The organism is Streptomyces sp. NPDC111628, assembly GCF_055635195.1.
Map to the genome: position 1 here is coordinate 1 of NZ_JBVKBZ010000002.1, position 12,429 is coordinate 12,429.

A 12,429-nucleotide genomic window follows, 5' to 3' on the forward strand; every position below is an offset into this window, starting at 1 on the left:
CGATGCGGCATGGTGTGCTGCCGAAGACGCTGCATGCGGAGGAGCCGTCGCCGCATGTGGACTGGGCTTCGGGTGAGGTGCGGCTGCTGACGGAGACGGTGGAGTGGCCGGAGACGGGTCGCCCGCGTCGGGCGGGTGTCTCCTCGTTCGGGATCAGCGGCACCAACGCCCACCTCATCCTCGAACAAGCGCCTCACGACCGCCCGAGCACGCCGGTGCCCGTCGCTCTGCCAGTGACTCCATGGCCCGTGTCGGCCAAGTCCCCCGAGGCCGTTGTTCAGTTGGTGCAGGCGCTGGGCGAAGCCGACGCTCCGGCTGCGGATGTCGGGCTCTCGCTGGTGTCGCGTTCTCGGTTTGACCATCGTGCGGTGGTGTGGCCGGGCGGGGACGTGCGCGGGTCGGTGCGTGGCGGTGGTCTGGCCGCGTTGTTCACGGGTCAGGGTGCGCAGCGAATCGGCATGGGCCGTGAGCTGTATGCGAAGTTCCCTGTCTTTGCCACAGCGTTTGACGAGGTGTGCGCCGGTCTTGAGGTGTGGGACGACGAGCTGCTGGACCGGACGGTGCATGCGCAGGCTGCGTTGTTCGCGGTTGAGGTGGCGTTGTTCCGGTTGCTGGAGTCGTGGGGTGTGCGGCCGGATGTGCTGATCGGTCATTCGGTGGGTGAGCTGGCGGCTGCGCACGTGGCGGGTGTGTGGTCGTTGCAGGACGCCTGCCGGGTGGTGGCGGCGCGGGGCCGGCTGATGGACGCGCTGCCCGAGGGTGGCGGCATGGTTGCCCTGCGGATGAGCGAGAGCGACGCGCGCGCCGCGATCGAGGGTCGTCTTGGGGTGGGTCTCGCTGCGGTCAACGGCCCGGCGTCGGTTGTGGTGTCAGGGCCTCTCGATGCGCTGGAAGGTCTGGACGGCAAGCGTCTCAACGTCAGCCATGCTTTCCACTCCACGCTGATGGAGCCCATGCTGGACGACTTCCGTGCCGTGCTGGAGTCGGTGGAGTTCGGCGAGCCGTCGATGCGGTACGAGGCCACCGCCGCGTGCGGGTTTGGCTGGTCGGACCCGGAGTACTGGGTCCAGCAGGTCCGCGAACCGGTCCGCTTCCTTGACGCCGTAGACGCCGCTACAGACGTATCCACGTGGATGGAGGTCGGCCCCGACGCCGTACTGACCGCCCTGGTCGCGGGCATCCGCGACGACGAGCCGGTGCTGGCGCCGTGCCTGCGCAAGGGGCAGGACGAGACCGACACCTTCGTCACCGCCCTGGCCACCCTGTGGACCTCCGGCATCGAACTCGACTGGGCCACCCAGTACACCGGAGCCCGCCCCGTCGACCTGCCGACCTACCCCTTCCAACGCCAGCGCTACTGGCTCGACGCCCCCGCCGCCGCAGGCGATGCCGCCGGACTGGGTCTGCGCAGCTCCGGGCATCCCCTGCTCGGCGCCGTCGTCCGGATCGCGGGCGATGACACCGTCACTCTGTCGGGCGGGCTGTCGCTCGCCGCTCACCCCTGGCTTGCCGACCACGTCGTCATGGGCGCCGCGATCCTGCCCGGGGCGGCCTTCGTCGACCTCGCCCTGCGCGCGGGTGACGAGGTGGGCGCCGACCGGGTGGACGAGTTGCTGATCGAGGCTCCACTCGTGGTCCCCGCGACAGGGACCGTTGAGTTCCAGGCCGTCGTCACCGCCTCCGGCGAAGGACGTCACACGGTTGCCTTCCACTCGCGGCCGGCCGGAGAGGAGAGCTGGCAGCGGCACGCGAGCGCGGAACTGTCCCGGGGAGCCACGCCGCCCGCCGAGCGGTTCACCTGGCCCGTGCCGGGCGCGGAGCCCCTCGACACGGAGGGCTGGTACGAAGTACTGGCCTCCGTCGGGCTCTCCTACGGGGCGTCCTTCCGCGGACTGCGGGCCGTCCACAGGTCGGGCGAGGAGATCTACGCGGAGATCGAGCTGCCCACCGGTGTCGGGGTGACCGGCTTCGACGCCCACCCGGCCCTGCTCGACGCGGCGTTGCACGCCATCGGCTTCTCGGATGCCATGGGTGGTGGGACCTCGACCCTGTTGCCGTTCTCCTGGCAGGGCGTGACCTTGGCGGCGACCGGCGCGACCGCGGTGCGTGTCCGGATCGTCCCGCTCGGCCCGACCTCGGTCGCACTGACGCTGTTCGACCTCTCCGGCGCCCCCGTACTGACGGTCGAGCGGCTCGACCTGCGTGCCGTCGTCGCCCCCAGCACGGTCGTGGCCCGGTCCGGGCAGCGTGACAGCGTCTTCGGTGTCCGGTGGGTCCCGGCAGGCGCGTCCACCACGACGCGTGAGCGGAGCGACGTCACGGTCGTTCGTCTCGAAGCCCGGGGTGACGGTCCCGAGGCCGTGCACGCCGCGACGGTGCACGTGCTCGGCGAGATCCAGGACTGGCTCGGTGCGGACCGCGCGCTCGGTGCGCGTCTGGCCTTCGTGACCACCGGTGCCGTAGCGGTCGACGGCGATGACCGCGCCACCGACCTGGCACTCGCCGCGGTCTGGGGTCTGGTGCGCTCGGCCCAGTCCGAGCACCCGGGGGTCTTTGTTCTCGTCGACACCGACGGTTCCGTCCCCGTCGAGAGCGCGCTGGCCCTGGACGAGCCCCAGACGGCGATCCGCGTCGGCACCGTCCTGGCCGCCCGCCTCGCCCGGGCCGAGGCCACCACCGACTCCGAGTCGGGGGCCGACGCCGATGCCGACGCCAATGCCGCTGCCGCTGCCGCTGCCGCTGCCGACGCCGACGTCTACGGCACCGGCCCGGTGCTGATCACCGGTGGTACCGGGTCGCTCGGGCGCAGCGTGGCCCGTCATCTGGCGGTGCGGCACGGCGTCAAGGAGCTGGTGCTGGCCGGTCGCCGGGGAAGCGATGCGCCCGGCGCGGCGGAACTGGTCGCGGAGCTGGCCGGACTGGGCTGCACGGCCGCGGTCGTGGCGGCCGACCTCGGTGACCGCGCGGCCACCGCGGAACTGATCGCCGGACGGCCCTGGACGGCTGTGCTGCACGCCGCGGGTGTCACCGACGACGCGCTGGTGTCGTCGCTGACCCCCGAGCGGCTCGCCGCCGTGGCCCGTCCCAAGGCGGACGCCGCCTGGTATCTGCACGAGCTGACGCGGGACCTCGGCCTCCGGGCCTTCGTCCTGTTCTCGTCCGCGGCCGGCGTCTTCGGCAACCCCGGGCAGGCCAACTACGCCGCCGCGAACGCCTACTTGGACGCGCTCGCCGCCCGCCGCAGGGCCGAGGGCCTGCCCGCGACCTCGATCGCCTGGGGGCTGTGGGAGTCCGAGGGGATGGGGTCCGGGCTCGGCGAGTCGGACCAGCGGCGTATCGCCAGGTCCGGGATGCGGGCCCTGACGGTGGCCGACGGACTGGAGCTCCTGGACCGCGTGGTCCCGGGACCCGACGCGACGCCGGTTGTCACCGCCCTCGACCTGGCCGCGCTGCGGCACGCGGCCGCCGACGGCGAGGTGCCGCCGCTGCTGCGCGGTCTGGTACGCACCGCGGGGCGCCGTGCCGCCGCGGTCCAGGACGTCGACGCGCTGGTGCGCACCCTGACGCGGCTGTCGCACGAGGAGCGCGTCACCGCGCTCGGCGAACTCGTGCGCGGCCAGGTCGCCGAGGTGCTCGGGCACGCGGCCGCCACCGACATCGCGTTGGACCACAGCTTCCAGGAGCTGGGCTTCGACTCCCTCACCGGTGTCGAGCTGCGCAACCGCCTGGTCGCCAGGACGGGCCTGCGGCTGGCCGCGACCATCGCGTTCGACCTGCCCACGCCCGAGGCGATCGCGGGGCATCTCGCCGACCGCTTCGGCGACTTCATGAGCGACGGATCCGCCGGGGCGGAGCAGACGCAGGAGGCGTCCCCGTCCGGTCTGACCGCGCTGTTCCTCCGGGCCTGTCAGGACGACCGGATCCGGGAGGGCATGGAAATGCTGTTCGTGGCCTCGAAGTTCCGGGACGTCTACACCGGTGCGGCCGACCTGCCGAAGCTTCCGGTGCCCGTACGCTACAGCCAGTCGGACCACGGTCCGGTGCTCGTGTGCCTGCCGGCCTTCAGCGCGATATCCGGCCCCCAGGAGTACGCGCGGCTGGCCGTCGGCCTCGGCGAGGGGCTGGAGGTGGTGGCGCTCGCCCATCCCGGGTTCCTGCCGGACGAGACCATCCCGGACTCGCTGGACGCCTTCGTCCGGGTGCAGGCCGAGGCGGTCAAGGCCGTCACGGGCGACCGGCCCGCGGTGATCGTCGGACGGTCCGCCGGAGGCTGGGCCGCGCACGCGGTCGCCGCCCGGCTGGAGGCCGACGGCCACCGGCCCATGGGTGTCGTGCTCCTGGACACCTACCCCAGCAGCGCCGACGAGCAGGCACTGTTCGAGATGATGCGCGGCACGCTGGCCCGTGACGGCATGTTCGCCCTCATCGACGACTGCCGGCTGACCGCCATGGGCGCCTACACCCGGATCTTCCTCGACTGGCACCCGGAGCCGATCTCGGCCCCCACTCTGCTGGTCAAGGCCGACGACGTGGCCCGCGGTGTCGCCGCCTACTGGGACCTGCCGCACGACGAGGCCACCGTCCCCGGTGACCACTTCACCCTGCTCGAAGAGCACGCCGACGCCACCGGACAGGCCGTCCGCGACTGGCTCGGCGCCCGAAACCAGTGAACAAGCCCCGACCGAAAGGTGACACACCCATGACCGCAGCCCCCGACCTCCAGACCACCTCGCTCAAGGAGGCGCTGGACTGCTTGCTCACCGCGGACGACGCGGGCCGGGACAGCGCGTTCCGTGCGCTGACCGCGCTGGTCTGGGAGGGCACGCCCACCCCGGCAGCCGCGGGCGCGGTGCCCCTCCTGCGCGACGGGCTGGCCGCTTCCGAGGGCGCTCCCGCGGCGCTCCTGGCCGTTCTGCTCGGTGTGCTGGCCGAGCCTGCCGACGACCTCGGGCCCGCTGCCGCAGCGGCACGGAGCGAGGTCGGGGAGGGCCTCGACCTGTACCTGCGGCTGCTGGCCGAGCGGCGGGCCGACCAGGCGTTCACCCAGGCGCTGCTCTACCTCGTGGCGCACTTCCCCGAGCACCGCGCCGCGGTCCTCGAAGTCGCCGACGGGCTGGACCTCGCCGAGACGGACCACGCCAGGCTGCGTCGCTGCCTCACCGAACGCGACCCCGCGAACCCGGGCTACGGCCGTCAGTGGCCGGCGCCGACGGTCTGGGCGCTCAGTGACGAGGAAGCCTCCATCGACGCCATGTGGATGCCGGACGTGCCCGAGGAGTTCGGCGTCAGCATCTTCAACAACGACACCCGGATGCTGCTGGGCTACTCCGGGGCCAAGGCACTCGGGGCGATAGCGGGCCGCATCGTCGGCGCCGACACGGAGACCGCTCCCGAGGCCGCGCCGCTCACCGGCGTGCGCCCGCCGGCCGGGCCGCTCGGGGCGCACGCCGAGGCCTTCGCCTGCCCCGACTGCCGGGGGGCGCTGCGCGTCGAGCCCGGTGACGCCGCCGTCGTCTGCGAAAGCTGCGACACCCGCTTCGGCACCGACGAGGGCTACCTCGACATGCCGTGCAGCATCGACATGGGCATGATCGAGTACATGCTGCGTGACCCGGTCCACGTGCCGCGCTACGAGGACGGTCTGCGCCCGGCGTTCCTGCGGGTCATGGGCCGCAACTGGGACGCCCGGGTGACCGTGGCCGACGAGCACGCCTACATGGCCGAGCACGTCGCCCCGGCCGACGGCCCGATCGTCGACATCGCGGCGGGCGCGGGACGCTGGACCAGGCTGCTCGCCGAGCTCGTCGACCCCGGCCGGGTCGTCGCCACGGACCTGTCGGGGCCCTCGCTCGCCCAGCTCCAGCAGGCGCTGCCGGAGGTGCTCGCGGTCCGCGCCAACGCCCTGGGCCTGCCGTTCGCCGACGGCTCGGTCGGCGCCCTCACCTGCTGGAACGCGCTCCAGGCGCTGATGGATCCCAAGGCCGTCGTCGCCGAGGCCGGGCGTTGTCTGCGCCGGGGCGGCAGCTTCACCGGGCTGACCTTCCGGCCGGACGCGGACCCGGTCTACCGCTTCTTCCAGGCGCGGCACGAGCAGGCTCTGATGTGCCGGCTCATCGACCCCGACGAGCTGCGCGCCTGGATCGAGGAGGCCGGCATGCGGGTCGTGGACCTGTCCGGCCCCGGTACGTTCCTGTACTTCTCCGCGGTCAAGGACTGAGGACCGACGAGCCCGCGCGAGGTATGGCGGCGGTGACCGGGGAAGCCCACCGGCCACCGCCGACGCGTGCGGATCGTTGCGGGCCACCGCCGACCCGCGGGCCGTGCGGGCCCCCGCCGACCGGTGGGGGCCCGGGGCCGGTCCCGGAACGGCGAGAGCGGCCAGTGAAGTCACTGGCCGCTCTCGGCTGTTGGCGCGCGGGTCGGGTCAGGGAACGACGACGAGGCGGCGGCCGTCCCGGTCGCCCCGGTTCCAGGCCTTCTCGATGTCGGCCAGCGGAACCGCCTCCGTGCCGATGGAGATCTTGCCCTCGGCGCCGCTGTTCATCAGCTTGCCCCAGACCTCGGCCTGCACCTCGAAGGGAGCCATGCCGCCGAAGCCGGAGATCGTCAGGGCCGTGCTGCGCAACGCGTGCGCCGACAGGCTGATCGACGGCCCCGCGCCGTCGCCGACCTGCACCAGCCGGGTCTCGCCGTCGGAGGCGCCCAGTCGCTTCTGGGTCAGCGCCGTCAGCAGCGCCTCGGTCGGGGCGCCCCAGACGTAGTCGACCACGACCTGGTACCCGCCGCCCTCGGCCTCCCGCGCGAACGCCTCGGCCAGCTCGTCCCCGGTCAGCCTGAGGTCCACGGTGGCGTCGGCGCCCAACGCGGCAACCTCCTCCAGGGCCTTGGGGTCCCGGCCCGCGGCCACCACCCGGCCGGCCCCCAGGAGCTTGGCGATCTGCACCGCCAGCCGCCCGCACACACCGGTCGCGCCGAGCACCAGTACCGTCTGGTCGGGCTTGAGCTCGCCGCGCCACTGGAGCGGCATCCACGCCGCCATGCCGGGGTTGACCAGCGCCGCCGCGGTGACGTCGTCGAGTCCCTCGGGCACCGGGGCGCACATGTACGACGGGACGACGGTGCGCTCGGCGTAGGTGCCGTAGGGGTCGCGGGGCATGGCGAACCACACCCTGCTGCCGTCCTCCAGGCGGCCGATGCCGTCGTTGCCGGGAACGTGCGGCAGCTTCTCGGGGCTGGCGTAGTGCGAACCGCTCGCCAGGGCGCGGTCGATGCGGTTCAGCGCGGCGGCGCCCATCTGCACCAGCACCTCGTTCTCCCCGGGCTCCGGGTCGGGATACTGCTCGTAGACCGGTGCCTGGCCGAAGGTGTGGAGTACTCCAGCGTGCATGTCCGATTCCTTACCTGAGGTAGTTGCTGAGGCGCTTGACCCACCAGAACCAGAAGGTCGTGAAGGGGAACTTGCCTTTGGTGTGCCGCATGAAGGGCGACGGGGCGGTGTTGCCCTCAAGGCGCCGCGCGGTCTTGGAGAACGAGGCCACCTGGGCGCCGCGTGCCTTCTCGTAGGCGCGCAGCAGTTCCGCGCCCTCGCGGCCCTTCGGGTCGGCGAGCAGTCGGCCGAGCGACCACACGTCTTCGAGGGTCTGGTTGACGCCCTGTCCGAGGGTCGGCGGGACGGCATGCACGGCATCGCCAAGCATCGTCACCTTCCCCCGGCCCCACGACTGCGGAACCTGGTGTATCACATGCGGGTACATGTCGATCTCGTCGTCCGAGAGATTGGCCAGAACCTGCGGCACCGGCTCGGCCCAGTCGCCGAACCGCGCCCGGAGGTTCTCCAGCGGGGACGGATCGCCGTCCGCGTCGGGACGCGTCCGCGACACGCCGCCCACCGCGCCGGGCGGGGCCGTCTCACCCTGCTGCCACGGGACCGCGAACACCCACATCAGCAGCCCGTCGACCGGGAACAGCATGCAGAAGCCGCCCGGCCCGTGCATGCCGAGCACCTGGTTGTGCCACGGGTGGTCGACCAGCTTGGTCATCCCGTACCAGGTGGCGTAGCCGGTGTGTTCGGCGTCCGCGAGGCCGTCACCGACCAGGGCGCGGCGGATCGCCGAGCGGTGGCCGTCCGCGGCGACGACCACGTCACCGCCGGCGGTGGTCCCGTCGGTGAAGGTGACCACGGGGTCCGTGCCGCCCTCGCCCCAGGACTCCACACCGGAGCACTCCTTGCCGAACCGGAAGATCTCCGGGGGCAGCCCGTCCGCGAGTTCGGCGATCAGCCGGCCCCGCGGGATGCCGAACGCCGGAGAACCGGTCTTCTCGGCGATCTTGCTGAGCCGCAGCCGGCTGGCGAGGGCCGCGTCGTGGAACAGCGTGTCGAAGCTGTCCAGACGGTTGTCGCCCGTGGCGGCCCGCACGCCCATGTGCTCCAGGATGCCGGTGCCGTTGGGCCAGAGGATGAGCGCGGCGCCCCCGGTGCGCAACCGGTCGGCCTTCTCGTGGACCGTCACTTCGTGGCCCGCCGCGATCGCCTCGCGCGCGAGCGCGAGACCGCCGATCCCGGCTCCGACGATGGTGACCTTCATCGTGACCGCCCGGCCCGGGACGATGAACGATATCGGTGCATTGTTCCTCCGGTTGGTCGCCTGCCTCCGACGGACTCACCCCACCACCCCGACGCCGCCCCGCCTACCCTTGACCGTCCCCCTACAGCCCCCTGTCTTGTCGCCGGATCCTCGGCACCGCGCGACGGGCCGCTCTACCGTGAGGGCCCCGATGGCGCCGACAAGGGAAGTGAAAATGGACAGCGAGACGGGCACACCCCTGTCCTTTCCGTTCGCAGAGCACGCCGTCATGGAGATCGAGCCGGAGTACGAACTGCTCCGAAAGCGCAGCGGAATGGCCCGTGTCACCGTGCCCCACGGCGACGAGGCCTGGCTGGCCACCCGCATGGCCGAGGTCAAGAAGGTCCTCGGCGACCCGCGGTTCAGCCGCGAGGCCACCGCCGATCCCGACGCCCCCCGTTACACCCGGCAGGCGATGGCCGCGCTGGACGTCGTCGTGACGATGGACCCGCCTCGCCACACCAGGGTGCGCAAGCTGCTCAACAAGGCCATGACGAACAAGCGAGCCGAGGACCTGGCACCCGAGGTCGCCGCCGTGGCCGACGAGCTCGTCGACGAGATCATCGCGCAGGGGGCACCCGGCGACCTCGTGGAGAAGTTCGGCCTGGAGCTGCCGCTGCGGGTGCTCGCCGCCCTGTTCGGCGTCCCCGACGACGAGTACGGCCGCTTCAAGGACCTCGTGCACGACATGGTCGCCACCGGCACCGGCCAGCAACTCGGCGTCTACTTCTTCGAGTTGCTCGGACGGCGGCAGGCCGAGCGCGGCGACGACCTGCTGAGCGCGCTGCTCGACGTCCGCGAGGGCGACGACCGGCTCACCGACATGGAGATCATCATCAACGCGGTCACCATGGTGGTGGCCGGGTACGAGACCACCTCGTCGGAACTCTGCGGCATGCTCTACGTGTTGCTGCGTCACCCCGAGCAACTGGCCTACCTCGTCGCCCACCCCGACCGGGTGCCCGGAGCCGTGGAGGAACTGCTCCGCTTCACCCCGATGACGTCCACCGGCACCAACCCGGCGATCGCCACCGAGGACGTCACGATCGGCGACGCAGTGATCCGCAAGGGCGAGGCCGTGCTGGCCTGCCTGGTCTCCGCCAACCGCGACGAGGAGGCGTTCGAGAACCCGCAGGTCCTCGACACCACGCGCGACACGGCCGTGCCCCACGTGAGCTTCGGCTTCGGCCCGCACTACTGCGTCGGCGCGCGGCTCGCCCGGATCGAGCTCCAGACCGGGGTCGGCACGGTGCTGCGCAGGATGCCGGACTTGGCGCTGGCCGTCCCGGAGGATCAAATATCCCTGGCGAGCGGATTCGTGATGCGCCGCCTGGCAGGGCTTCCCGTCACCTGGTGACGCCGGAGCCGCCGTACCCGACCGAGGAGTTCCCGATGCATTCGTTCGACGTCAGCACCCCGCTCGTGGCGAGGATCAACTTCCAGCGCGGCAGCTGCACGGTGAGCGTCCGGCCCGGTGCGGCGACCGTCGACGTCGGTGCCGAGAAGCCCGGCGGGCCGGCCCTGCGGGAGGCCCCGGTGGTCACGTTCACCGACGGTGTGCTCCGGGTGGAGGCCGGCAAGGCGTCCTGGCCGCGGCGGGCCACCGCGGTGCGGATCAGCGTCGGCGTGCCGGAGGGCTCCACGGTGGAGTGCACCGCCGGCAGCGGGGAGTTGAGCGTCACCGGCGCCGCGGGCGCGGTCGTCGCCGACCTCGGCTCGGGCGACGTCGAGGTGGACCGCGGCGACGGCCTCGACCTGCGGACCGGATCGGGCGACATCGTCGTCCACGGCGCGGACGGCACCGTCAAGGCGGAGACCGGATCCGGCCGGGTGGAGATTGAGCGGGCAGGTGCGGACGTCGACGTCGTGAACTCCAGCGGCCCGACCGCGATCGGCCGCGCCGACGGCGACGTCCGGGTCAGGGCGGAGTCGGGCGCGGTGACGATCCGCTCCGCCGGCGGCCGCTCGGTCGACGTCCGTTCGGCGTCCGGCTCGGTGAGCGTCGGCGTGCGGCAGGGGTACCGGGTGCGGACGGACCTGCACAGCTCCAGCGGGACCATCGGCGGCGATGTCGCGGGCGGGACCGCCGCCGGGGACGGCGAGCTCGACGTCAGGGTCGCCACCGCGAGCGGAGACATCGACATCTACTCATCTGAAGGATGAACCGGAATGACCGTAGTCGATGAGCGTCCGGATCTGCCGTCGGCGGATCCGGCGCCCGGGCCGACGGCCCCCGCCGAACCGGAATCGGCGAACGCGCGCCTGCTGGAGATGCGCGAGGAGCTCGAACGCGGCCCCAGCAGGCAGGCGACCGAGAGCCAGTGGGCCCGCGGCAAGCTGACCGTCCGCGAACGGATCGAACTGCTCTTCGACAAGGGCAGCTTCCAGGAGATCGAGGGGCTGCGCCGGCACCGGGCGACCGGCTTCGGCCTGGAGCACCGGCGCCCGCTCAGCGACGGCGTCGTCACCGGCTGGGGCCTGGTGCACGGACGGACCGTCTTCGTCTACGCCCACGACTTCCGCATCTTCGGCGGCGCACTCGGCGAGGCGCACGCCGAGAAGATCCACAAGGTGATGGACCTGGCCGAGAAGGCCGGGGCGCCGATCGTCGGGCTGTGCGACGGGGCCGGTGCCCGGATCCAGGAGGGCGTCTCGGCGCTCGCCGGATACGGCGGCATCTTCCAGCGCAACGTCCGCAACTCCGGCGTCCTGCCGCAGATCAGCGTCGTCCTGGGACCCTGCGCCGGAGGGGCGGCCTACTCACCGGCCCTCACCGACTTCGTGTTCATGGTGCGCGGCACGGCCCAGATGTTCATCACGGGTCCCGACGTGGTCCAGGCCGTGACCGGTGAGAGCATCACCCACGACGCGCTCGGCGGCGCCGACACCCATGCGGAACGCTCGGGGGTGGCCTCGTTCGCCCACGACAACGAGGCGGACTGCATCGAGGACGTCCGCTACCTGCTCTCGCTGCTGCCCTCCAACAACCGCGAGATGCCACCGGCGGTGCTCGCCGACGACCCCGCGGACCGCAGGACCGACGCGCTCACGGACATCGTGCCGGCCGACCCGCAGCGCTCCTACGACATGCGCCGGGTCATCACGGAGATCGTCGACGACGAGGAGTTCTTCGAGGTCCACGAGCGCTGGGCACCGAACGTCGTCTGCGCGCTGGCCAGGCTGGACGGCCAGGTGGTCGGCATCGTCGCCAACCAGCCCGCCCACCTCGCCGGGGTGCTCGACCTTGAGGCCAGCGAGAAGGCCGCACGCTTCGTCACCATGTGCGACTCCTTCAACATCCCGCTGGTCACCCTCGTGGACGTGCCGGGCTTCCTGCCGGGTGTCGACCAGGAGCACCGGGGCATCATCCGGCACGGCGCGAAACTCCTGTACGCCTACTGCAACGCCACCGTCCCCCGCGTCCAGGTGATCCTGCGCAAGGCCTATGGCGGCGCCTACATCGTGATGGACTCCCGGTCCATCGGCACCGACGTGTCCCTCGCCTGGCCCGGCAACGAGATCGCCGTCATGGGCGCGGAGGGCGCGGCCAACGTCATCTTCCGCCGGGAGATCGAGGCCGCCCCCGACCCGGAGGAGGCCAGGCGCACCCTTGTCGCCCGCTACCGCGAGCAGTTGATGCACCCCTACTACGCGGCCGAGCGCGGCCTGGTCGACGACGTCGTCGAACCGGGCGAAACCCGCTCCAGGCTCATCGCCACGCTGGCCATGCTCCGCACCAAGCACGCTCCGCTGCCCAGCAGGAAGCACGGGAATCCGCCGCAGTGAGGCGCGCGGAGAGGTCGGA

7 protein-coding genes are annotated in these 12,429 nt (G+C 72.2%); 5 read left to right on the top strand and 2 right to left on the bottom strand.

Features of this window, described 5'->3' with window-relative positions:
• The first annotated feature begins 2 nt into the window (after positions 1-2).
• Together ACZ7MF_RS08090 and ACZ7MF_RS08095 are read left to right on the top strand one after the other, a co-directional pair.
• Entirely contained in the window at positions 3-4,670 is a 4,668-nt protein-coding gene (locus tag ACZ7MF_RS08090) for a KR domain-containing protein (protein WP_471475219.1), read from the top strand.
• A gap of 29 nt (positions 4,671-4,699) precedes the next feature.
• Entirely contained in the window at positions 4,700-6,217 is a 1,518-nt protein-coding gene (locus ACZ7MF_RS08095) for a class I SAM-dependent methyltransferase (protein WP_471475221.1), read from the top strand.
• Between the two features lie 207 nt (positions 6,218-6,424).
• Here ACZ7MF_RS08095 and ACZ7MF_RS08100 read toward each other — a convergent pair whose 3' ends face one another.
• Together ACZ7MF_RS08100 and ACZ7MF_RS08105 are read right to left on the bottom strand one after the other, a co-directional pair.
• Positions 6,425-7,387, bottom strand: coding sequence for a quinone oxidoreductase family protein (locus ACZ7MF_RS08100; RefSeq protein WP_471475222.1), 963 nt, complete (start codon positions 7,385-7,387; stop codon positions 6,425-6,427).
• A 10-nt stretch (positions 7,388-7,397) separates the two neighbouring features.
• Positions 7,398-8,585, bottom strand: coding sequence for an FAD-dependent oxidoreductase (locus ACZ7MF_RS08105; RefSeq protein ID WP_471475223.1), 1,188 nt, complete (start codon positions 8,583-8,585; stop codon positions 7,398-7,400).
• A 214-nt stretch (positions 8,586-8,799) separates the two neighbouring features.
• Between ACZ7MF_RS08105 and ACZ7MF_RS08110 the strand changes: the two genes are divergently transcribed.
• Genes ACZ7MF_RS08110 through ACZ7MF_RS08120 form a run of 3 tightly spaced genes read left to right on the top strand, consistent with a single transcriptional unit; the run spans position 8,800 to position 12,410 of the window.
• A complete protein-coding gene (locus ACZ7MF_RS08110; protein WP_471475225.1) occupies positions 8,800-9,981 on the top strand; it encodes a cytochrome P450 in 1,182 nt (393 codons plus the stop codon).
• Between the two features lie 35 nt (positions 9,982-10,016).
• A complete protein-coding gene (locus ACZ7MF_RS08115) occupies positions 10,017-10,787 on the top strand; it encodes a DUF4097 family beta strand repeat-containing protein (protein ID WP_471475226.1) in 771 nt (256 codons plus the stop codon).
• A 6-nt stretch (positions 10,788-10,793) separates the two neighbouring features.
• Entirely contained in the window at positions 10,794-12,410 is a 1,617-nt protein-coding gene (locus tag ACZ7MF_RS08120; RefSeq protein WP_471475227.1) for an acyl-CoA carboxylase subunit beta, read from the top strand.
• Positions 12,411-12,429 lie beyond the last annotated feature (19 nt).